Origin of the sequence: Aquisalimonas asiatica (assembly GCF_900110585.1) — a bacterium.
Lineage (GTDB): Bacteria > Pseudomonadota > Gammaproteobacteria > Nitrococcales > Aquisalimonadaceae > Aquisalimonas > Aquisalimonas asiatica.
The window spans coordinates 26,725-49,500 of record NZ_FOEG01000008.1; the positions used below are offsets into that span (position 1 = coordinate 26,725).

Below are 22,776 nucleotides of genomic sequence, written 5' to 3' on the forward strand. Positions count from 1 at the left end.
ATTGATGGAGATACCCACAGAAGCACTGGAGCGACTCGTTGCCTTTCGCCGCGAGCTGCACCGCTGGCCCGAGCTCGGCTTTCAGGAACGGGAGACGTCGCGGCGGGTGTGCGAGCAACTGGACGCGCTCGGCGTGGAGTACGTCACCGGGCTCGCGGGGACCGGGGTCGTGGCCTGGTTGCGGGGTGCCCGAGGCGGTGGTGCAGGCAGCGTGGGCCTGCGGGCGGACATGGACGCGCTGCCGCTGGAGGAGCACAGTGGCGTGGACTACGCCTCGCGCAATCCCGGGTGCATGCACGCCTGCGGGCATGATGGCCATACCACCATGCTGCTCGGGGCCATCGAGTACCTGCAGCGGCACAACGACTTCGACGGCACGGTCCATTTCGTGTTCCAGCCGGCGGAGGAGGGTGTTGGCGGTGGCAAGGCGATGGTCGCCGACGGGCTGTTCAGCCGCTTCCCCATGGGCGAGATCTACGCGCTGCACAACGCGCCCGGGCTGCCGGTGGGCCGGTTCGGCGTCATACCCGGCCCGATCATGGCCGGGGGCGACCGCATCGACATCACCATTCACGGCCAGGGCGGGCACGGCGGCATGAACCCCCACGGCTGTATCGACCCGGTGCGGATCGCTGCCGAGCTGATCCAGAAGGCGCACACCATCGTCTCCCGGGAGGTTGACCCCCTGAGTCCCGCGGTGCTGAGCATCTGTGCCATCCAGAGCGGCAGCCTCGCCGGCTTCAACGTCATTCCGCACACGGCGACGCTTGCCGGCACCATGCGCTTCCTGGATCGCGCCACGGCCGAGCGCCTGCGCTCCTCGTTGCGGGCGCTGTGCGCCAGCCTGGAGCAGTACTACGGCGCGCGCATCGAGCTGGCCATCGACGACACCTTCGCCGTTACCGTCAACGATTCCGAGGCCACGGAGACCGGCATCGCCGTCATCCGCGACAGCTTCGGTGATGAGGCCCTGCAGCCCGACCACCAGCCCAGCATGGGCAGCGAGGATTTCGCCTTCATGCTGGAGGCGTGCCGTGGTGCCTACGTTCATGTCGGTGCCGGGGACGAGACCCACACCCACGGGCTTCACAGCCAGCAGTACGACTTCAACGACCGCATCATTCCCCATGGTGTCCGCCTGCTGTCGGGGCTTGCCCGGGAGTCCCTGGCGCGGCAGGCCGGGTAACGGTCATGGACGACGCCGTCGAGTACGAATACAACCCGCACGTGCACGTGGCGGATGTGCCCGCATACCTGGATCGGGCGGCGCGCGCCAGTGAGCGGGCCCGGCGGCAGGTGGGGGGTGTCTACGACGTGGCTTACGGTGACCGGCCGCTGAACACCTGCGATATCTTCCCGGCGGGCCCTGATGCCCCGGTACACGTGTTTCTGCACGGCGGCTACTGGCGGGGGCGGGACAAGGCCGACTACAGCTTCATGGCGCCCGCGTTCCTGCAGGCGGGAGTCACGCTCGTACTGCCCAACTACAGTCTGTGTCCCCATGCGGATCTGGCCACGCTCGTACGCGAGACGAGCGCGTGCCTCCACTGGCTTCGCGACCACGGCCGGCGCCATGGTGACATGAGCCGTCTGACCGCATCGGGGCACTCCGCCGGTGCCCACCTGCTGGCCATGGCCCATGCGCCGGACTTCGACACCCCGGTAACCCCGGGGCTGGTGCGCCGTGCGGTGCTGATCAGTGGGCTCTACGACCTCGCGCCGGTCCGGCACACCAGCGTGAATACGGACATCGGGTTGACCGCGGCGTCGGCGGCGGCGTTGAGCCCGGTGCATCATCTGCCGTACACGGATCTGCCACTGACCCTGTACGTGGGTGGCGGCGAGACCGCATCCTGGATTCAGCAGTCCCGTGATTTCCATGCCGCCGTGAGCAAGGCCGGGTCGCGGGCCAGTCTGCACGTGCTCGGTGACCACAACCACTACTCCATCGCCGAGGAGCTCGGTGACGCGCACACCCCCCTGGGCCAGGCCTGTATCGCAGCCGCCCTGGCACCCTGACCGTCGCCCGGCGTCGAGACGCCCGCGGTTTCACACGTCATCGAGCACCGTGTCCCGATCTGCTGCCTGGTTCCGGTGGCGCCCGGTGTCGGGTCACTTGACACCTTGAAATCGAGCGCTTGCATTTACCATCAGAGTGAGTAATCTGAGGTCGTAATAATGATTATAAATGCAGTCAATAAATAATAATCGACTGCATAAACAGGAGGAGAGTTCGCGATGAGGCACGTCGTTTCCGACGCCGTCCGTCCCGTTTCCGTGGCCGGGTCCGCAAGCCCATCCGCTTTCCGTTCATTTTCCTTCCGCGTTGTTCGGCACGGCTGACCCGTGAGCCGCGTGAGTGGCTGTCGGGCCGTATGCGGTGATGCTTGCAAGGGGCATATGGTATGGCGGAAAACAGTAGGAACCGGAACGACACGTTCCCCAAGCTATTGATCAGAAATGCGCAGGAACGCCCGACACGGGCGGCCATGCGTGAAAAGGATCTGGGTATCTGGCAGACGTGGACCTGGAGCGACGTACGCGACGAAGTCGAGGCGCTCGCGGGCGGGTTCAAGGCGCTTGGTGCCGAGCGGGGCGACAAGATCGCAATCATCGGCAACAACCGCCCGCAGCTCTACTGGGGGTTTGCGGCATCCCAGGCCATCGGTGCCGTACCGGTGCCGGTCTATCAGGATTCGGCCGCGGACGAAATGCAGTACGTGCTCGACCACGGCGACGTCCGCTTCGTCTTCGCCGAAGACCAGGAGCAGGTGGACAAGGTGCTGTCGGTGCGTGCCGACCTGCCCCGGGTCGAGGCGATCATCTACGAGGATGGCCGCGGCCTGCACAACTACGACGAGCCGGGCCTGCAGTCCCTGGAGCAGCTCCAGGAGCGCGGCCGTGAATACGCCCGCAGCAACCAGGGGTTCTTCGAAACCGAGTCGGCCAAGGGCAAAGGGGAGGATCTCTCGGTCATCGTCTACACGTCGGGCACCACCGGCCGGCCCAAGGGCGTGATGCTGAGCTACGACAACCTGCTCAAGTCCGCCGAGTACGCGGTGGCGTTCGACAACATCACTGAAGCCGACGAAAGCCTGGCCTACCTGCCCATGGCGTGGGTGGGGGATCACTTCCTCACGTACTGCCAGGGCTTTCTCGCCGGTTACTGCCTGAACTGCCCGGAATCGCCGGATACGGTCATGTCGGACCTGCGCGAGATCGGCCCCACCTACTTCTTCGCGCCGCCCCGGACCTGGGAGAACCTGATCACCAGCGTCATGGTGCGCATGGAAGATGCCAGCGCCATCAAGCGCCGCATGTTCCACTACTACCTGGGTCTGGCGCGCCGCGTGGGTGTCGACATCCTCGAAGGCAAGCCGGTGTCCACGTTGGACCGCATCAACTACGCCATCGGCAACCTGCTGGTCTACGGGCCGCTGCGCAACGTCATGGGCTTCTCGCGCATTCGCGTGGCTTATACCGCGGGTGAGGCCATCGGCCCGGACATCTTCGATTTCTTCCGCTCCATCGGCATCAACCTCAAGCAGCTCTACGGGCAGACGGAGTGCTCGGTGTATCTCTGCCTGCAGAAGGACGACGACGTGCGTCCCGACACGGTGGGCCCGCCGGGAGAGGGTGTGGAGATCGACCTGGATGCCAACGGCGAGGTGCTCTACCGCAGCCCCGGCGTGTTCATGGGGTACTACAAGAACGACGAGGAAACCGAGAAGACCAAGACGCCGGATGGCTGGGTGAAGAGCGGCGATGCCGGCATGTTCACCACCGATGGCCACCTGCGCATCATCGATCGGGCCAAGGATGTGGGCCGCCTGAATGACGGCACCATGTTCAGTCCGAAGTACGTGGAGAATAAGCTCAAGTTCCACCCGCACATCATGGAAGCGGTGGCGTTCGGCCACGAGCGCGACTCCGTCATGGCGTTCATCAACATCGACTTCGAGGCGCTGAGCAACTGGGCCGAGCGCAAGAACATCGCGTTCACCGGTTATGTCGATCTGGCGGGGCGGCCCGAGGTGTACGCGCTCATCAAGGAAGAGGTGGAGGCGGTCAACCAGGATCTGGCCGCCGATCCGGAGCTGGTCCCCATCCAGGTGTCGCGCTTTCTCATCCTGCACAAGGAGCTGGACCCGGATGACGGCGAGATCACGCGGACCCGCAAGGTGCGCCGACGCATCATCAACGAGCGCTACCAGACGTTGATCGACGCGCTCTACAACGGTGACGACAGCGTGCACGTGAAGGCGCCCGTCACCTACGAGGACGGCAGTACCGGTGTGCTGGAAGCAACCCTGCGCATCAGTGACGCCAAAACCTTCCAGCACATGAGCAAGGCGGGATAGGCCCATGGCAACAGCACAAGCACAACTCAAGACCCACAAGGGCCAGGCGGGGGAGTCGCTGCTCAAGGTGGAGAACGTGTCGCTGGCTTTCGGTGGTGTTCGTGCCCTGCGCGACGTCAGCTTCGAGATCAAGCGTCAACAGATCTTCTCCATCATCGGGCCGAACGGCGCCGGCAAGTCGTCGATGCTCAACTGCATCAACGGTTTCTACCACCCCAACAGGGGCACCATTACCTACAAGGGGCGGCCACGCCGGCAGATGCGCCCGTACGAGGCGGCCAACCAGGGGATCGCCCGGACGTTCCAGAACATCGCCCTGTTCAAGGGCATGAGCACCCTGGACAACATCATGACCGGCCGACACCTGAAGACGAAGGCGACGCTGATGGAGAACGCCCTGTGGCTTGGCCGGGCACAGCGGGAAGAGATGGAGCACCGTCGCTTCTGCGAGGAGATCATCGACTTCCTGGAGATCCAGGCCTACCGCAAGACGGCCGTGGGCACGCTGCCCTACGGGCTGCAGAAGCGGGTCGAACTGGGCCGGGCCCTGGCCGCGGAGCCGGAGCTTCTGCTCCTGGACGAGCCCATGGCGGGCATGAACCTGGAGGAGAAGCAGGACATGGCCCGGTTCATTCTGGATGTGAACGACGAGTTCGGGATGACCATCTGCCTGATCGAGCACGACATGGCGGTGGTCATGGACCTCTCGGATCACATCGTCGTTCTCGATCACGGCGAGAAGATCGGTGAGGGCGGGCCCGACGAGGTCAGCTCCAACCCGCGCGTGATCGAAGCGTACCTGGGTACCAGCCAGGAACAGGAGGCCTGACCATGCCGATGGAATTGTCGTTCTTCATTGAGGTTCTGGTCGGCGGTCTGCTGGCCGGGATGATGTATTCACTCGTGGCGCTCGGGTTCGTCCTGATCTTCAAGGCGTCGGGGATTTTCAACTTCGCCCAGGCGGCCATGGTGCTGTTCGCGGCGATGTTCATCGCCGGCATGAACCAGCGCTACGGCGTGCCGTTCTGGCTGGCTATCCCCATCACTATCGTGTTGATGATCGGTGTCGCCTGGATTATCGAGCGGGTGGTGCTTCGGCCCCTGGTCAACCAGGAGCCGATCATCATGTTCATGTCCACGATCGGCATCTTCTTTGCCCTGATCGGGTTTGCCGAAATCATCTGGGGTAGCCGCTCGCGCTCTCTGGATGTCGGCATCCCCACCGATCCGATCTTCGTCGGTGACATGCTCTTCCAGAGTTACGACCTGGTCGCCGGCGCCATCGCCATCGTCCTGGTGCTCATGCTGGCGCTGTTTGCCCAGCGCACGCGCATGGGGCGGGTGCTCCGGGCCGTGGCGGATGATCACCAGGCTGCACAGGCCGTGGGCATTCGCCTGAACACCGTCTGGGTGGTGGTCTGGTCAATCGCCGGTTTTGTAGCCGTGGTCGCGGGTGTGGTCTGGGGTGGCAACCTCGGCGTGCAGCCGGTCATGGTCGACGTGGCCTTCAAGGCGTTGCCGGTGCTGCTGCTGGGTGGGCTCACGTCCATCCACGGCGCCATCATCGCCGGCCTGATCATCGGCGCCGGGGAATCCCTGGCCGAGGTCTACCTCGGGCCGATCATCGGCGGCGGCATCGACAACTGGTTTGCCTACGTGATTGCCATGGCGTTCATGGTGTATCGGCCGGAAGGCATGTTTGGCGAAAAGATCATCGAAAGGATCTGATCCATGCTTTATCGCGAATCCGGACAGTTCAAAACGACCTACGCCGCCGACCAGGCCATGCTGCCCATCCGGCAGGACCAGATCTTCCTGGCCCTGGTTATCGTCGTGGCCGTCACCATTCCGTTCCTGGTCTCCAACTACGTGATCCAGGCCCTGCTGCTGCCGTTCCTGATCTACTCGGTGGCCGCCATCGGCCTCAACATCCTGGTGGGCTACTGCGGCCAGATCTCGCTCGGTACCGGCGGTTTCATGGCGGTGGGTGCGTTCGCCGCCTGGAACCTGCTGGCACGGGTACCGGAGATGCCCCCGCTGGTGGCGTTCATTCTCGCGGGGTTGATCGCCGCCGGTACCGGTGTGCTGTTCGGCCTGCCGGCGTTGCGGATCAAGGGCTTCTATCTGGCGGTCACGACGCTGGCGGCCCAGTTCTTCCTGATCTGGCTCCTGCAGCGGCCCTGGTTCGTTGGTTACAGCCCCACGGGCGTCATCTCGGCCCAGACCATCGAGATCCTCGGCTGGCGCATCGACACCCCCGTGGACCGCTACCTGTTCGCCCTGGCGGTGGTGATCATCATTGCCCTGGCGGCCAAGAACCTGGTGCGCAGTGCCACCGGGCGAAAATGGATGGCCATACGCGACATGGACGTGGCAGCCGAGATCATCGGCATCCGCCCCATGCCCACCAAGCTCAAGGCGTTTGCAGTGAGCTCCTTCATCGTCGGCATCGCCGGCGTGCTCTGGGCCTACCTGTACCTGGGGCAGCTGGAGGCGGAGGCCTTCGATATCTACACGTCCTTCGACGTGCTGTTCATGGTGATCATCGGCGGGCTCGGTTCGATACTGGGGAGTTTTCTCGGGGCGGCGTTCGTCGTCCTCGTGCCCATCTTCCTGAATACCGTGCCCGGTGCCCTCGGGTTACCGCTGGGGACGGCAATGATCAGCTACATCGAGATCTTCATCTTCGGTTCGTTGATCATCTTCTTCCTCATCGTCGAGCCCCACGGGCTGGCACGGTTGTGGAGCATCGCGAAGCAGAAACTGCGGCTGTGGCCCTTCCCGTACTAGATGGGAGGGCCACGCCGGCCCAGGCTTCTGGAGGGTATGACCACGGCCATCGGGTTGTGGCATCCGGAGTGTCAGACGGGTCCTGAAACCCGTATGGAGGAGAAAGCAATGAAAAAATCAGTGACCGGAAAGCTGAGTGCGGTCGGTCTTGGGGCGATCATAGGCATGACCAGCCTGTTCGCGGCCCAGGCCCAGGCCGAAGAACAGTATCTGCCCAGCCTGGTGTACCGCACCGGTCCGTTCGCGCCGAGTGGCGTCGGGTTCGCCGACGGCTTTGCGGACTACGTGCGGCTCATCAACGAACGCGATGGTGGCATCAACGGCGTGCGCATCCGCATGGAGGAGTGTGAAACCGCCTACTCCAACGACCGCGGCGTGGAATGCTACGAGCGGCTCAAGGACCGCGGCAACGGGGCCACCGTGGTGGCGCCGTTGTCCACGGGGATTACCTACGCCCTCATCCCGCGGGCCAAGAGCGACAACATCGTCGTCCATTCCATGGGCTATGGCCGTGCCGACGCGGCCGACGGCCGGGTGATGGACTGGGTGTTCATGGTGCCCACCACGTACTGGTCCAGCACCACGGTGACCATGGCGTACATCGCCGAACAGGAAGGTGGCTGGGAGAACCTGGAAGGCAAGACCATCGTCCACGCCTACCACGACTCCGCCTACGGCCGTGAGCCCCTGGGCGTGCTGCGCGGCTACGCCGAGGAATACGGCTTCACCCTGGAAGAAATGGCCATCTCGCCCCCCGGCGTGGAGCAGCGCTCGGTGTGGACCCAGATCCGGCGCATGCAGCCTGACTGGGTGTCCCTGTTCGGCTGGGGTGTCATGAACCCCACGGCGATCCGCACGGCCGCGTCCGTGGGCATCGACCGCGAGCGCATCATCGGTGGCATCTATGCCGCCCAGGATGACGCCGTGGAGCCGGCAGGCAGTGCGGCGGAGGGCTACAAGGCCGTGACCTTCCACGGTCCCGGGCGTGACTACCCGGTCTACGATGATCTGGAAGAGTACGTCTACGGCCCCGGTAACGAGGCGGGCGATGGCGATCAGATCGGCAATATTGCCTACAACCGTGGCCTCATCAACGCGGCGTACATCGTCGAAGCCTGGCGTCAGGCGCAGGACGAGTTCGGTGAAGGCGAGGTCATGGGTCGCGACGAGACCAAGTGGGCCTGGAACCAGCTCACCATCTCCCAGGAGCGCACCCAGGAGCTGGGCATGGAGGGCCTGATGCCGCCGGTGAACGTGACCTGCGAGGACCACGAGGGTGGCGGGCTTGCCCGCATCCAGCAGTGGGACGGGGAGCAGTGGAACGCCCTGACCGACTTCCAGGAGCCGGATCTGGAGCGGGTCTTCCCGATGTACCGGGAGTCCGCCGAGAGCTTCGCCGCGAGCGAAGGTATCGACATCCGGGAATGCGACTGAGGCAGTGCCGCACGTGCCGGGGCGCCATGCGCCCCGGCAACGGCTCATTTCGGAGGCAAGTCAATGGCGGAACAAACCGGCCAGGAGAAGCCGCTCCTGGAGCTCCAGAACATCGAGGTGGTCTACAACCACGTGGTGCTCGTGCTCAAGGGGGTGTCACTGCAAGTCAACGAAGGGGATATCGTCGCCCTGCTCGGCGGCAACGGCGCCGGCAAGAGCACGACCCTGAAGTCCATCTCCGGGTTGCTGACCGGTGAACGTGGTGAAATCACGCGCGGATCGCTGACCTACGATGGCGGGGACATCAGCCACGTCCCGGCCCCGGCGCGGGTTGAGCGCGGGCTGTCTCACGTCATGGAGGGGCGGCACGTGTTCGAGCACCTCACCGTGGAAGAGAACCTGCTGGTGGGGTCCTACAGCCGCAAGATCTCGGCCAGTGAAGCCCTGGAGGAGATCGAGCGGGTCTATGAATACTTCCCGCGGCTGAAGGAGCGGCGCAAGTCCACTGCCGGCTACACCTCCGGTGGTGAGCAGCAGATGCTGGCCCTCGGGCGGGCGCTGATGGCCAAGCCGCGCATGATCCTGCTGGACGAGCCGTCCATGGGGCTCGCGCCCCAGCTCGTGGAAGAGATTTTCCAGATCGTCTCGCGGCTGCGCCGTGAGGAAAAGGTGACCTTCCTTGTTGCCGAGCAGAACACCAACGTCGCCCTGCAGCACGCGGACTTTGGCTACATCCTGGAGAACGGCCGGGTGGTGCTCTACGGCACCGGTCAGGAGTTGCGTGAGAACGCGGACGTGAAGGAATTCTACCTGGGGGTCGGCTCCGGCGAGGCCCGCAAGAGCTTCCGCGACGTCAAGCACTACCGCCGCCGCAAGCGCTGGCTGGCGTAATCCGCCGGTACCCATCCGTGCACGGGAGAGGAGTTGGATCGTGAGTGATAACGGATTCTACGACGCGCGCGAGACCCGGTCCGCGGAGGAGCGGCGTGCCGAACAGCTGGCGACGGTGCGGGAGGTGCTCCGCCATGCCCGCGAGCGGTCCCGCTACTGGTCGGCGACCCTGGCCGACGTGGACCCGGACGCCATCCAGAGCCTGGAGGATATGGCGCGGGTGCCGCTGACCCGCAAGGCCGACATTCCCGGCCGGCAGGCGGAGGATGCGCCGTTCGGCGGCATGGAGGCGGCCTCCATGAGCGAGCTGTCGTACGTGTTCCAGTCCCCCGGGCCGATCTACGAAGCCGCCGAGGCCAAAGGCGACTACTGGCGATTCGGCCGCGCGTTCTGGGCCGCCGGCCTGCGCCCCGGGCAACTGGTGCACAACACCTTCTCCTATCACCTGACGCCCGCCGGCATGATGATGGATAGCGGCGCCCGCGCCGTGGGCTGCCCGGTCTTCCCGGCCGGCATCGGCAACACCGACGTGCAGGTGGACGCCATCGAGCGGTTGCGACCGCAGGTCTACGGTGGCACGCCGTCGTTCCTCAAGGCGCTGCTGGACAAGGGCCAGGAGCTGGGGCGCGACGTCTCCTCCATCAATCGTGCACTGGTGGGCGGTGAGCCCCTGAGCGCCAGCCTGCGCGACGAGATGGCGGGGCGCGGCGTGCGTGTGCTGCAGGCCTTCGCCACCGCGGAGCTCGGGCTGGTGGCCTATGAGAGCGAGCACCTGGATGGCCTCATCACCGATGAGGACGTGCTGCTGGAAGTGGTGCGTCCGGGCAGCGGTGAGCCAGTGGCCGAGGGCGAAGTGGGCGAGATGGTGGTGACCGTGCTGCGGGCAGGCGCATTCCCGGTGATCCGCTTCGCCACCGGCGACCTCACCGCCTTCCTGCCGGGGCCGAGCCCGTGCGGGCGCACCGCCCCGCGCATCAAGGGCTGGATGGGCCGTGCCAACCAGACCACCAAGGTCAAGGGCATGTTCGTCACGCCCGAGCAGATCAACGCCATCATGGCGCGCCACCCGGAGATCAGTCGCGCGCGGCTGGTGGTGACGCGCGAGAACGAAAAGGACGCCATGACCCTGAACGTGGAGTCCACCGTCTCCGACGCGGCGTTCGCGGACACGGTGGCCGAGACGCTGCAGGCCATCACCAAGATGCGCGGTGGCGTCGAGATCAAGGGCGCCGGCGAGCTGCCCAACGACGGCAAGGTGATCGCGGACGAGCGCGCGTACGACTGAGCAGGCGTCGCCGCGGTGGCCGTGCGTCATCAGTGATCCCTGCAGAGGCAGGGTGCGAGGAGAAGTCATGAGTACAGTGCGGAATGAGGCGGCGCGGAATGTGCCGCTGCTGATCAATGGCGAGTTCGTGCAGAGCACCACGAGCGACTGGATTGATGTCACCAACCCCGTGACCCAGGAGGTCATCGGCCGCGCCCCCGTCACTACGGACGCGGAAATGGCCCGGGCCGTGTCCGCCGCCGAGGAGACCTTCGTCACCTGGCGGCACACCCCCGTCCAGGAGCGCATGCGCTGCCTCATGCGCTACCAGGCCCTGTTGAAGGAGCACCACGACGAGCTGGCGGAGATCCTCGCCAGCGAGACCGGCAAGACCATGGCCGACGCCAAGGGCGATGTCTGGCGCGGCATCGAAGTGGTCGAACACGGCTGCAGCATGCCCACGCTGATGATGGGCGAGACCACCGAGAACGTGGCCCGCGGCATCGACACCCACAGCATCGTCCACCCCATCGGGGTGTGCGCCGGCATTACCCCGTTCAACTTCCCGGCCATGATTCCGCTGTGGATGTTTCCGTTGGCCGTGGCCTGCGGCAACACCTTCGTGTTGAAGCCCTCGGAGCAGGATCCGCTCACGCCCACGCGGCTGGCGGAGCTGTGGCAGGAGGCGGGGTTCCCGGCGGGGACGCTGCAGGTGGTCCACGGCCGCAAGCCGCAGGTGGATTACCTGCTCGAGGACCCGGCCATCAAGGCGGTCTCCTTCGTGGGCTCGGTGCCGGTGGCGACACACGTCTACCGGACCGGCACCCACAACCTCAAGCGCGTGCAGTGCATGGGCGGGGCGAAGAACCACATGGTGGTCATGCCCGATGCCAACAAGGAGCAGGTGGTCAACCACCTGGTGGGCGCCTCCTGCGGCGCCGCCGGCCAGCGCTGCATGGCCATCTCCGTGGCCGTGCTGGTGGGCGAGGAGACCCGCGGCTGGATGGACGACATCCGCAAGGCCGTGGCCAGCATCCGCCCCGGGCCGCCCAGCGACCCCGATGCTGCCTACGGGCCGCTCATCAGCCCGGCCGCCAAGGAGCGGGTGGAGCAGTTGATCGGTACCGCGGAGCCCGAGGGAGCAAAGCTGCTCCTGGATGGCCGCGGGCACACCGTGGACGGCTACCCCGACGGCAACTGGGTCGGGCCGACGCTGATCGATGACGTCACGCCGGAGATGACCGTCTACAAGGAGGAGATCTTCGGGCCGGCGCTGCTGGTGATGCACGTGGACTCCCTGGAAGAGGCCATTGCCCTGGTCAATACCAACCCCTACGGCAACGGCACCTCCATCTTTACGCGCTCCGGCGCAGCCGCGCGCAAGTACCAGCACGAGACCGAGGTGGGTCAGGTGGGGGTGAATATCCCCATCCCGGTGCCGGCACCGTTCTTCTCCTTTACCGGCGGCAAGAACTCTTTCTTCGGCGATCTGCACGCCTACGGCAAACAGGCGATCCGGTTCTATACCGAGACGCGGACGGTGATCAGCCGCTGGCCGGAAGAGGATCTGCCGAGCGGGCCGAACATGACCATCTCCATGCGATAGGCGGCGGCCATGGACTTCGAGCTCAACGACGACCAGGTCGCGTTCCAGGAGACCGCGCGCGAGTTCGCCGAGCGCGAACTCGCGCCCAACGCGGCACGCTGGGACGAGGAGTGCATCTTTCCGGTGGAGACCCTGCGTCTTGCCGGCGAGCTGGGCTTCTGCGGTGTCTACTGCCCCGAGGACGTGGGCGGGCTTGGCCTGTCCCGCCTGGACGCGACCATTATTTTCGAGGCTCTGGCCGGCGGCTGCACCTCGACCACGGCCTACATCACCATCCACAACATGGCTACGTGGATGGTGGCCACCTTCGGCCAGGAGGCAGTGCGCGAGGCCTGGTGCCCGCAGCTCACCGCCGGCGACAAGCTGGCCTCCTACTGCCTCACCGAGCCGGGTGCCGGCTCGGACGCCGCATCCCTGCGCACGAAGGCGGTGCGTGACGGTGACGGCTACCGGCTTACCGGCAGCAAGGTGTTCATCTCCGGGGCCGGCGAGACCGACCTGCTGGTGGTCATGGCGCGCACCGGCGGGGACGGCGCCGGCGGCGTCTCCGCCTTTGCGGTTCCCGCGGACGCCGAGGGCATTACCTACGGACGCAAGGAAGGCAAGATGGGCTGGAACAGCCAGCCCACCCGTGGCATCACCTTCGAGGACGTGTTCGTGCCCGAGGCGAATCGCCTGGGCGACGAGGGCGAGGGCTTCCGGATTGCCATGAAGGGGCTGGACGGCGGCCGTCTGAACGTGGCCACGTGCTCCGTGGGCACCGCCGCCGCCGCGCTGGACGCGGCACGCCGCTACGCCGCGGAGCGCAAGCAGTTCGGCCAGGCGCTGGCGGATTTCCAGGGGGTGCAGTTCAAGCTGGCGGACATGGCCACGGAGCTGGTGGCTGCGCGGCAGATGGTGCGCCTGGGTGCCGCCCGGCTGGATGCGAAACATCCGGAAGCCACCACCTACTGCGCCATGGCCAAGCGCCTGGCCACGGATCTTGGCTTCCGCATCTGCAACGAGGCGTTGCAGATCCATGGCGGTTACGGCTACATCCGGGAATACCCCCTGGAGCGCCACGTCCGCGACGTGCGCGTGCACCAGATCCTGGAGGGCACCAACGAGATCATGCGCGTCATCATTGCCCGTCGCCTGCTGGCGCCGGGCAGCGAAAACCTGCTGGCCTGAGCGTCCCGCCGGGTCGGCCCACCAACTGGAGAGACTGGGGACATCATGGCTTTCGACAACCTGATTACCGAGAAGCGCGACGGCATCGGCGTGATCACCCTCAACCGCCCCAAGGTGCTGAACGCCCTGAACAGCGCCCTGATGCGCGAACTGGGCGAGGCCCTGACCGCCTTCGAGGGCGACGACGACGTGGCCGTCATGGTGATCACCGGCAGTGAGAAGGCGTTCGCTGCCGGCGCCGACATCAGCGAGATGCAGAGCAAGGGCTTTGCCGACGTCTACAAGGAAGACTTCATCACCAGCGAGTGGGAGCAGATCCTGCGCTGCCGCAAGCCCGTGATCGCCGCCGTGAGCGGCTACGCCCTGGGCGGCGGCTGCGAGCTGGCCATGATGTGCGATTTCATCCTGGCGGCCGACTCGGCGAAGTTCGGCCAGCCGGAGATCAAGATCGGTGCCATCCCCGGCTCCGGCGGCACCCAGCGCCTGACCCGTTTTGTCGGCAAGTCCAAGGCCATGGAGATGTGTCTCACCGGTCGCATGATGGATGCCGACGAGGCCGAGCGCTCCGGGCTGGTGAGCCGGGTGGTGCCGGCGGACCAGCTGCTGGACGAGGCCATGAAGACCGCCGGCCAGATCGCCGGGCTGTCCCGCATGGCCGTGAGCATGTGCAAGGAGTCCGTGAACCGTTCGTACGAGACCACCCTCTCCGAGGGCGTGCTGTTCGAGCGGCGCGTGTTCCACTCCGTGTTCGCCACGGAAGACCAGAAAGAGGGCATGGCCGCCTTCGTCGAGAAGCGCGCTCCGCAGTGGAGGAACCGCTGATGGTCGACGCAAGCCCCGTTGTCTTCGAGGCCGTCGCCACCGCCGACGGCCAGCGCGTCATGCGCGTGCGCCTGAACGCCGAGAAATCGCTGAACGCCCTCAGCCAGGCCATGATCGACGCCCTGCAGCCGGCCCTGGATGAGTGGGCCGCCGATCCGGCGGTCGCCGCCATCTTCCTCGAGGGGACCGGCGAGAAGGCGTTCTGCGCCGGCGGCGACGTGGTCAGCCTCTATCACGACATGAAACAACGCCCCCTGGGCGAGCCCGCGCCGGTGGCGGAGCACTTCTTCACCACGGAGTATCGTCTCGATCACCTGGTGCACACCTATCCCAAGCCCATCGTCTGCTGGGCGGACGGCATCGTCATGGGCGGCGGCGTCGGCCTGCTGGCGGGTTGCAGCCACGGTATTCTCACCGAGCGCTCGCGGCTCGCCATGCCGGAGATGCCCCTGGGCCTGTTCCCGGACGTGGGCGGCACGTATTTCCTCAACCGCATGCCGGGGCGCACCGGCTATTTCCTCGGGCTCACGGGCGAACACGTGTTCGGCACGGATATCTTCGCCCTGGGGCTGGGCAACTACATGATCCAGTCGGATCAGCGCGAAGCGGTAGTGGACGCCCTGGCCGCCGCCAGCTGGGGCACGGACGAACGGGACCGGCACGAGACCGCCAGCCGGGTGCTCGGCGACCTGTGGCGGGCGAAGGACGCTACCGGCGAGACGCCCTTCATGGACCGCTACGCACGCATCCAGGAACTCACCGATCACGCCACGCCCGGTGCGGTGATGGCGGCGATCCAGTCCGCCGCCGAGAGCGAAGAGTGGCTGCAGTCCGCCGCCAAGGGGTTCAAGCGGGCCTGCCCGGTGTCGCTGGCCGTGTTCGACCGCCAGTACCGCGGGGGGCGGCACCTGTCGCTGACGGAGTGCTTCCGGCGTGAGCTGTGCATCGCGGTGCAGTCGTCGCGGCGGCCCGATTTCCGCGAGGGCGTGCGGGCGCTGCTGGTGGACAAGGACCGCAGCCCGGCCTGGTCGGTGCCCTCCCTGGCGGAGGTGTCCGACGACGTGGTCGATGCCCATTTCGAGTTGCCGGCGGACTACAGCACGGACCCGCTGGCGGATCTGTAACCGGCGGGCGCCTGCGCGGCGTCCCCGTCACCTATAAGGCCTGGAGGAGGATCCCCATGGCGACCATCGGTTTCATCGGACTGGGCAACATGGGTGGCCCCATGGCCACCAACCTGGTCAAGGCCGGCCACACGGTGCAGGTCTTCGACCTGTCGAAAGAGGCTGTGCAGCGGCTGGAAAGCGCCGGCGCTACCGGTTGCGCCAGCGCGGCCGAAGCCGCCACCGGCGTGGCGATCGTGGTGACCATGCTGCCCGCCGGGCGGCACGTACGCGAGCTCTACCTGGGCGAGGGCGGCCTGCTGGCCACGGCGGCCAAGGGCACCCTGCTGGTGGACTCCAGCACCATCGACGCCGATACCGCCCGCGCCGTGGCCGCCGAGGCGGAGCAGGCCGGCTGCCCCATGATCGATGCCCCGGTCTCCGGTGGTGTCGCGGGGGCGGAGGCGGGCAAGCTCATCTTCATGGTCGGTGGTGACACCGCGCCGGTGGAGCAGGCGCGGCCGATCCTCGACGTCATGGGCCGGGCGGTGTTCCACGCCGGCCCCGCCGGTGCCGGGCAGGTGGCGAAGATGTGCAACAACATGCTGCTGGCGATCAGCATGATCGGTACCTCCGAGGCCATCAACCTCGGCATTGCCGAAGGGCTGGACCCCAAGGCCCTGTCCGACATCATGCAGCAGAGCTCCGGCGGCAACTGGGTGCTGAACGGCTACAACCCGCACCCGGATGTCATGGACGGTACGCCTGCCTCCCGTGGCTACACCGGCGGGTTCGGCACGGCGCTCATGCTCAAGGACCTGGGCCTGGCCATGGATGCCGCACTCAAGGACGGCAAGGCCACCCCGCTGGGGGCGTTGGCCCGCAACATCTACACCCTTCACGACGCCGCAGGGAATGGCCACAAGGATTTCTCCAGCGTGATCCAGTTCCTGCAGAACGGTGGAAGCACACCGTAATGACGGCGGTTCGCAGCGAGAAGAGCGGCGCCGTCACCACGGTGATCCTGGATCGCCGGCAGGCCCGCAACGCCGTCGACCCGGACACGGCCCGGGCGTTGTACCAGGCGTTCATGGACTTCGAGACCGACGACGACGCCAGCGTTGCCGTGCTCCACGGCGACAACGGCACCTTCTGCGCCGGCGCCGATCTCAAGGCCGTGTCCTCCGGTGCACTGGAGGCGTATCTGGGCGAGCTGGAGCCGCCGGCGGGCGACGCAATCACCGGCTCCCTCGGCCCCATGGGGCCGTCCCGCCTGCAGCTCAGCAAGCCGGTGATTGCCGCCGTGTCGGGTTACGCCGTGGCGGGCGGTATGGAGCTGGCGCTGTGGTGCGACATGCGCGTGGTGGAGGAGAGTGCCTGCTTCGGCGTCTACTGCCGCCGCTGGGGCGTGCCGCTGATCGATGGCGGTACCGTGCGGCTGCCGCAGATCATCGGCCTTGGCCGCGCCATGGATCTGATTCTCACCGGCCGGACCGTGGCCGCCGATGAAGCCCACGCCATGGGGCTGGCGAACCGCGTCGTGCCGGAAGGCCAGGCGCGCGCGGCCGCCGAGGAACTGGCCCGGGAGCTGACCCGCTTTCCGCAGTTGTGCATGCGCGTCGACCGGGCGTCGGCCTACGCGCAGCACGGCGCCGCGCCCGGGGACGCGCTGCGCGAGGAATACCGGCAGGGGCTGCGTGCTCTGCGAGAGGAGGGCGTCGCTGGCGCCGGCCGTTTCGCGTCCGGCCGCGGGCGTCACGGCGATTTCGGGGATCTGTGAGGCGTGATGGTCACGAACACGGCCAGGCAGCCGCACCGTCACGGCCACGGCTCCGGCCGTGTGCCCGGACGCATGGTCGCGACTTGCGTCGCTCCTACGGCTGAAATCACGGTCGCCACCGGGGCACCCTGTAGGAGCGACGCAAGTCGCGACAGCCGTCCCTCGGCAGCAGTCCTCTGTGGGAGCGGCTTCAGCCGCGAAAGCCGCCGCTCCCGGGCCCGGTCAGTCCAGCCGTTCCACCGCCACTGCCGTGGCCTCGCCACCGCCGATGCACAGCGACGCCACACCGCGCTTCAGGCCGTGGGTCTGCAGTGCGTTCAGCAGGGTGACGAGAATGCGCGCGCCGGAGGCGCCGATGGGGTGACCCAGCGCGCACGCGCCGCCGTGGACGTTGACGGCATCGTGGGGCAGGCCCATCTCCTTCATGGCGGCCATGACCACCACGGCGAACGCCTCGTTGATTTCCCACAGGTCCACGTCGCCGGCGGACCAGCCGGTCTGTTCAAGCAGGTGCGTCATGGCGCCCACCGGTGCGGTGGTGAACCACTGCGGCTCCCGGGCGTGGCTGGCCTGGCCGCGGATGGCGGCCAGGGGCGTCAGGCCGCGCTTCTCCGCTTCGCTGAGTGGCATCAGCACCAGCGCCGCGGCGCCGTCGGAGATGGAGCTGGCGTTGGCCGCGGTCACCGTGCCCTGCGGATCGAAGGCGGGCTTGAGGTTGCGCAGCTTGTCCGGGTCGGCGTTCCAGGGCTGTTCGTCGCGGGAGACGGTGCGCTCGCCCCGACGCTCGCGGATGGTCACGGGGGTGATTTCGGCGTCGAAGGTGCCGTCCTCGGCGGCCTTGCGCGCGCGCCGCAGCGAGGCCTCGGCGTAGTCGTCCTGGGCTTCGCGGGTGAAGCTGTAGTGGCTGGCGCAGCGCTCGGCGAAGACGCCCATCAGCTCCCCCTTCTCGTAGGCATCCTCCAGGCCGTCGAAGAACATGTGGTCGGTCACCTTGCCGTGGCCGAGGCGGTAGCCGCCCCGCGCCCGGTCCAGCAGGTAGGGCGCGCGGGACATGCTCTCCATGCCGCCGGCGACGGTGATGCGGCCGCGCCCGAGGGCGAGCACGTCGTGGGCGAACATGGTGGCCCGCATGCCGGAGCCGCACACCTTGCTCACGGTGGTGCAGGGCACCGACAGGGGCAGCCCGGCGCCCAGTGCCGCCTGCCGGGCCGGGGCCTGGCCCAGCCCGGCCGGCAGCACGTTGCCCATGAACACCTCGTTCACCGCGTCAGCGGGCACGCCGGCGCGTTCCAGCGCGGCGGCGATGCTGGCGCTGCCGAGCTCCGTCGCCGGCAGTGCGGACACGTCGCCCATCAGTCCGCCCATGGGGGTGCGTGCGCTGCCGACGATGACAATCGGATCGTCCTGCATGGTCAGTCTCCTCGTTCGGTGGTGTCGGTTCGTACCGGCCTGATCCAAGGCGTGTTTCCGGTCAACAGGCGATCAGCAGACGCCCTGTTCCCGGAGCTCACTGACCACGCCCGGGTCGATGCCCCAGTCGGTCAGCGCGGTGTCGGTGTCTTCGCCCGGCTTGCGTGCACCGGTGGTCAGCTCCGCACGGGTGCGGGAGAACCGTGGCGCCGGCGCCGCCTGCACCATGCCGTCGTGCTGCACGAAGGTGCCCCGCGCCACGTGGTGCGGGTGTTCGGGCGCCTCGTCCATGTCCAGCACCGGCGCGAAGCAGACATCCGTTCCTTCAAGGATATCGCACCATTCCTGGCTGGTGCGGGTGGCGAACACCGCCTCGAAGCGGGCGCGCATGGCCGGCCAGGCCTTGCGGTTCATCTGTTCCGCGCAGTCCGGGTCGTCGCCGAGCCCGATGCGCTCGAGCAGTTCCCGGTAGAACTGCGGCTCCAGCGCGCCGATGCTGATGTGGCGGCCGTCGGCGCAGGTGTAGGTGTCGTAGAAAGGCGCGCCGCCGTCCAGCAGGTTGGTGCCGCGCTCATTGCTCCAGACCCCCTGGGCCCTGAGCCCGTGGAAGAGGCTCAGCAGCAGGGCGGTGCCGTCGGTCATGGCGCTGTCCACCACCTGACCCTGGCCGGACTGGCGTGCTTCCAGGGTGGCGCAGACCACGCCGAAGGCGAGCATCATGGCGCCACCGCCGTAGTCGCCCACCAGGTTGAGCGGTGGCACGGGGCGCTCGCCGGGGCGCCCGATGCCGTGCAGCGCGCCGGCCAGGGCGATGTAGTTGAGGTCGTGGCCGGCGGCCTGGGCCAGGGGGCCGTCCTGGCCCCAGCCGGTCATGCGGCCGTAGACCAGTCGCGGGTTGCGCTCCAGGCAGGTCTCCGGGCCGAGGCCGAGGCGCTCCATGACGCCCGGCCGGTACCCCTCGATGAGAATGTCCGCCTGCTCCACGAGCTGCAGCACCGTCTCCACGCCGGCTGGCTGTTTCAGATCCAGTGCCACGGAGCGGCGGCCGCGCGCCGTGACCGGATCGTCCACCGGCAGGGCATTGGCGGTCTTGCGGTCGATGCGCAGCACGTCCGCGCCCATGTCCGCGAGCATCATGCCGCAGAACGGGCCCGGGCCGATGCCGGCCATCTCCACGACGCGTACACCTTTCAGGGGGCCCATGGGTCTCCTCCCGTTTCTGGTTCTTGTTCGCATGCACCCCGGTGGTGCCGGGGCGTGTGGGCAACATTCCAGTGTTTTCCGGGGCGGGTCAAGCAGCACTTGACCGCCGATGCAATGGTCCAAGGAGGTTTGTGACATGAACATCAATGAACGCGTCTTTGTCGTGACCGGTGGCGCATCCGGGCTGGGCGAAGCCACCGTCCGCCGTCTGGTGGATGGCGGCGCGCGCGTGGTGGTCGCCGACATGAACGATCAGGCGGGTGGCAAGCTTGCCCACGAGCTGAGTGGTGCGGTTCACAGCGTGCGCTGTGATGTCACCAGCGAGGCCGACGCTCAGCACGCGGTGGATGCCGCCAAGGAGACCTTCGGTGCCCTGCATGGTCTGGTGAACTGTGCCGGTGTGGGGACGCCGGAGAAGACCCTGGGCAAGGAGGGCCCCCACGATCTGGAGCGCTTCAACAAGGTCGTGCAGATCAACCTGGTGGGCACCTTCAACATGATCCGGCTCGCCGCCGCGCTCATGGCCGAGAACGAGCCGGACAGGGAGGGCGAGCGGGGGGTGATCATCAACACCGCCTCGGTGGCCGCGTTCGACGGCCAGATCGGCCAGGCCGCCTATTCCGCGTCCAAGGCGGGCGTTGCCGGCATGACCCTGCCCATCGCCCGGGAGTTCGCGCGCCACGGCATCCGCGTGATGACCATCGCGCCAGGCCTGTTCGAGACGCCGATGCTGCTGGGGCTGCCCCAGGAGGTGCAGGACTCCCTGGGCGCCAGCGTGCCCTTCCCGCCGCGGCTGGGTCGCCCGGCGGAGTATGCCCACCTGGTGGAGAGCATCATCGGCAACACCATGCTCAATGGCGAAACCATCCGGCTGGATGGCGCCATTCGCATGCAGCCGAAATGAGCGCGCCCAGGTGACAGGGGGTGTGCGTCCGATGAGGCCGTGCCGCCGTCAGCGGCCAGGCCCGGCCCGGGAGCCACGCGTTGGCGTGGCCCCCGGGCAGGCCGGGGGCGCCGCGTCTCTAGCGGCCGAGAATGGAGCGGGCGACGATCTCCTTCATGATCTCGTTGCTGCCGCCGTAGATGCGCTGGACCCGGGCATCCACGAAGTCCCGGGAGATGGGGTACTCCTGCATGTACCCATAGCCACCGAACAGCTGCAGGCACTGATCCGCCACCTTGAACTGCAGGTCGGTGGTGGTCAGCTTGGCGATGGAGGCATTGGTGGTGGTGAGTTCGCCCCGGTTGTACTCCGCCGTGCACTGATCCACGAACGCCCGGTTCACCGCGATCTGCGCGCGCAGGTCCGCCAGGGTGAAGCGGGTGTTCTGCAGCGCCGCGATGGGCTGCCCGAATGCCTTGCGCTCCTGCGTGTAGGCGATGGTGCGGTCGAGCATGCCCTCGCAGGCGGCGATGGCGCCGATGCTGAGGATGAGCCGTTCACGCGGCAGTTCGTTCATGAGGTTGGCGAAGCCCTGGCCTTCGCCGCCCAGGATCTGGTCCGCCGGCACGCGCACGTCCTGGAAGAACAGCTCCGCCGTGTCCGAGCCGTGCTGGCCGATCTTGTCCAGCTTGCGGCCGCAATCGAACCCCGGGGTGGTGGTGTCCACGGTGAACAGGGTCATGCCCCTGGCGCCGGCGCTGGGGTCGGTCTTCGTGGCCACGATCATCACGTCCGCGTGATAGCCGTTGGTGATGAAGGTTTTCTGGCCGTTGATCCGGTAGCCGTCGCCGTCCTTCTCGGCGCGGGTCTTCATGCCCTGCAGATCGGAGCCGGCGCCGGGCTCGGTCATGCCGATGCAGCCTACGGCCTCGCCGGTGACCATGCGCGGCAGCCAGGTCTGTTTCTGCGCTTCGGTGCCCAGGTGCAGGATGTAGGGCGCGACGATGTCCGAGTGCACGGAGAGGTTGGTCGCCAGGGCACCGAAGCCCATGCGCGCCACTTCCTCCACGACCACGCCGGAGAGCTGGAAGTCGCCGCCGAAACCACCGTATTCCTCGGGGACGTCCACGCACAGGAAGCCGTTCTCGCCGAGGCGGTTCCACAGTTCCCGGGGAAACAGCCGGTCCCGTTCCCAGGCGTCGTAATGGGGGGCGACTTCGTTCTCAAGAAAACGGCGCAGGGTGTCCCGGAACAGTTCGATCTCGCTGGCGTCCAGCATGTTTTTTCTCCTCCCGTCTCGGTCTTCGATGACTGCGACGAGATTACCCCCCGCCGAGCGCCACGTCGATTCCCCGGGCGCCCGGTTCGTGTTGAATGGCATAGGAGTCCGGCATGAACTTCGAGAATCTCATGCGACAGCGCTACAGCGCCCGTGCGTTCCTCTCCGATCCGGTGCCTGCGGGAATCCTGCGGCACATCCTGGATGTGGCCCAGAAAACGCCGTCTTGGTGTAACACCCAGCCCTGGGAGGTGGTGGTGACGGAGTCTCCCGCAACCACCGCGGCGCTGCGTGACAAGCTCCATGCGCACGCCGCATCGGGCGCCGAGGCGACTCCCGACAAACCCTTCCCGAGGGAGTACGTGGGCCGTCACGACGAGCGCCGCAAGGCGTGCGGTGCCGCGCTCTACAACGCCCTGGATATCGGTCGCGAGGATCGCGACGCCCGCGCACAGCAGATGCTGCGCAATTACGCCTTTTTCGACGCCCCGCACTGCATGCTGGTGTTCTGCCACGAGAGCCTGGGGTTCTACGGCGGGGTGGACTGCGGGCTCTATCTGCACGCCTTCATGCTGGCAGCCCTGGACCAGGGCGTGCACACCATCGCCCAGGCCTCGCTAGCCGCCTACCCGGATCTGGTGCGGGCGCATTTCGACATTCCGGGGGATCGCCACCTCCTGTTCGGCTGCTCGTTCGGCTACGCCGACGAGCGCCACCCGGTGAACCGCTACCGCACCGAGCGCACCGGCATCGCCGATGCGGTGCGGTTCGTGCGGTGAC

Annotated in this window: 20 protein-coding genes; 17 read left to right on the forward strand and 3 right to left on the reverse strand. The window is 67.0% G+C overall.

All coding sequences use genetic code 11. The annotated features are described in order from the left end of the window. Positions 1 to 4 precede the first annotated feature (4 nt). From BMZ02_RS14750 to BMZ02_RS14820, 15 genes are all read left to right on the forward strand, one after another. Positions 5 to 1,186: an amidohydrolase gene (locus BMZ02_RS14750; protein ID WP_091645277.1), complete on the forward strand. Its 1,182-nt coding sequence runs from the start codon at positions 5 to 7 to the stop codon at positions 1,184 to 1,186. A 5-nt stretch (positions 1,187 to 1,191) separates the two neighbouring features. Then, a complete protein-coding gene (locus BMZ02_RS14755) occupies positions 1,192 to 2,019 on the forward strand; it encodes an alpha/beta hydrolase (protein ID WP_091645278.1) in 828 nt (275 codons plus the stop codon). Positions 2,020 to 2,405: 386 nt separating this feature from the next. Continuing rightward, the gene (locus BMZ02_RS14760; RefSeq protein WP_091645280.1) at positions 2,406 to 4,361 is read left to right on the forward strand and encodes an AMP-binding protein; all 1,956 of its coding nucleotides are present in this window, start codon (positions 2,406 to 2,408) and stop codon (positions 4,359 to 4,361) included. Between the two features lie 4 nt (positions 4,362 to 4,365). Then, the gene (locus BMZ02_RS14765) at positions 4,366 to 5,190 is read left to right on the forward strand and encodes an ABC transporter ATP-binding protein (RefSeq protein WP_091645281.1); all 825 of its coding nucleotides are present in this window, start codon (positions 4,366 to 4,368) and stop codon (positions 5,188 to 5,190) included. 2 nt (positions 5,191 to 5,192) lie between these two features. After that, complete coding sequence (locus tag BMZ02_RS14770) at positions 5,193 to 6,089, forward strand: branched-chain amino acid ABC transporter permease (RefSeq protein WP_216110861.1); 897 nt, start codon at positions 5,193 to 5,195, stop codon at positions 6,087 to 6,089. 3 nt (positions 6,090 to 6,092) lie between these two features. Further along, the gene (locus BMZ02_RS14775) at positions 6,093 to 7,151 is read left to right on the forward strand and encodes a branched-chain amino acid ABC transporter permease (RefSeq protein ID WP_091645283.1); all 1,059 of its coding nucleotides are present in this window, start codon (positions 6,093 to 6,095) and stop codon (positions 7,149 to 7,151) included. Between the two features lie 108 nt (positions 7,152 to 7,259). Beyond that, positions 7,260 to 8,585 carry an ABC transporter substrate-binding protein gene (locus tag BMZ02_RS14780; RefSeq protein ID WP_171909942.1) on the forward strand — a complete coding sequence of 442 codons (1,326 nt, stop codon included), beginning with the start codon at positions 7,260 to 7,262 and terminating at the stop codon, positions 8,583 to 8,585. A gap of 63 nt (positions 8,586 to 8,648) precedes the next feature. Then, positions 8,649 to 9,476 carry an ABC transporter ATP-binding protein gene (locus BMZ02_RS14785; RefSeq protein ID WP_091645286.1) on the forward strand — a complete coding sequence of 276 codons (828 nt, stop codon included), beginning with the start codon at positions 8,649 to 8,651 and terminating at the stop codon, positions 9,474 to 9,476. A gap of 40 nt (positions 9,477 to 9,516) precedes the next feature. Then, positions 9,517 to 10,761: a phenylacetate--CoA ligase family protein gene (locus tag BMZ02_RS14790; RefSeq protein ID WP_216110863.1), complete on the forward strand. Its 1,245-nt coding sequence runs from the start codon at positions 9,517 to 9,519 to the stop codon at positions 10,759 to 10,761. Between the two features lie 67 nt (positions 10,762 to 10,828). After that, positions 10,829 to 12,346 (forward strand): CoA-acylating methylmalonate-semialdehyde dehydrogenase, encoded by a 1,518-nt coding sequence (locus BMZ02_RS14795; RefSeq protein WP_091645289.1) that lies wholly within the window; start codon positions 10,829 to 10,831, stop codon positions 12,344 to 12,346. Between the two features lie 9 nt (positions 12,347 to 12,355). Next, positions 12,356 to 13,516, forward strand: a complete 1,161-nt coding sequence (locus tag BMZ02_RS14800; protein ID WP_091645291.1) for an acyl-CoA dehydrogenase family protein — start codon at positions 12,356 to 12,358, stop codon at positions 13,514 to 13,516. Positions 13,517 to 13,561: 45 nt separating this feature from the next. Next, positions 13,562 to 14,338 carry an enoyl-CoA hydratase gene (locus tag BMZ02_RS14805; RefSeq protein WP_091645292.1) on the forward strand — a complete coding sequence of 259 codons (777 nt, stop codon included), beginning with the start codon at positions 13,562 to 13,564 and terminating at the stop codon, positions 14,336 to 14,338. Then, on the forward strand, positions 14,338 to 15,462 hold the full coding sequence (locus BMZ02_RS14810; RefSeq protein ID WP_091645294.1) for an enoyl-CoA hydratase/isomerase family protein: 1,125 nt from the start codon (positions 14,338 to 14,340) through the stop codon (positions 15,460 to 15,462). Before BMZ02_RS14805 ends, BMZ02_RS14810 begins: the two co-directional genes overlap by 1 nt. 56 nt (positions 15,463 to 15,518) lie before the next feature. Then, positions 15,519 to 16,418: a 3-hydroxyisobutyrate dehydrogenase gene (mmsB, locus tag BMZ02_RS14815; RefSeq protein ID WP_091645296.1), complete on the forward strand. Its 900-nt coding sequence runs from the start codon at positions 15,519 to 15,521 to the stop codon at positions 16,416 to 16,418. Next, a complete protein-coding gene (locus BMZ02_RS14820) occupies positions 16,418 to 17,221 on the forward strand; it encodes a crotonase/enoyl-CoA hydratase family protein (protein ID WP_091645297.1) in 804 nt (267 codons plus the stop codon). Before mmsB ends, BMZ02_RS14820 begins: the two co-directional genes overlap by 1 nt. Before the next feature lie 222 nt (positions 17,222 to 17,443). On the opposite strand, the gene BMZ02_RS14825 is transcribed toward BMZ02_RS14820, so the two are convergent. Together BMZ02_RS14825 and BMZ02_RS14830 are read right to left on the reverse strand one after the other, a co-directional pair. Beyond that, entirely contained in the window at positions 17,444 to 18,631 is a 1,188-nt protein-coding gene (locus BMZ02_RS14825; RefSeq protein ID WP_091645299.1) for an acetyl-CoA C-acyltransferase, read from the reverse strand. A 72-nt stretch (positions 18,632 to 18,703) separates the two neighbouring features. Further along, complete coding sequence (locus BMZ02_RS14830) at positions 18,704 to 19,834, reverse strand: CaiB/BaiF CoA transferase family protein (protein WP_091645300.1); 1,131 nt, start codon at positions 19,832 to 19,834, stop codon at positions 18,704 to 18,706. 136 nt (positions 19,835 to 19,970) lie between these two features. Here BMZ02_RS14830 and BMZ02_RS14835 point away from each other — a divergent pair, with 136 nt between their 5' ends. Next, a complete protein-coding gene (locus BMZ02_RS14835) occupies positions 19,971 to 20,738 on the forward strand; it encodes a 3-hydroxyacyl-CoA dehydrogenase (protein ID WP_091645302.1) in 768 nt (255 codons plus the stop codon). 118 nt (positions 20,739 to 20,856) lie between these two features. Here BMZ02_RS14835 and BMZ02_RS14840 read toward each other — a convergent pair whose 3' ends face one another. Beyond that, complete coding sequence (locus tag BMZ02_RS14840) at positions 20,857 to 21,996, reverse strand: acyl-CoA dehydrogenase family protein (RefSeq protein WP_091645303.1); 1,140 nt, start codon at positions 21,994 to 21,996, stop codon at positions 20,857 to 20,859. Positions 21,997 to 22,109: 113 nt separating this feature from the next. Between BMZ02_RS14840 and BMZ02_RS14845 the strand changes: the two genes are divergently transcribed. Then, on the forward strand, positions 22,110 to 22,775 hold the full coding sequence (locus tag BMZ02_RS14845; RefSeq protein ID WP_216110864.1) for a nitroreductase: 666 nt from the start codon (positions 22,110 to 22,112) through the stop codon (positions 22,773 to 22,775). The last annotated feature ends 1 nt before the right edge of the window (position 22,776 follow it).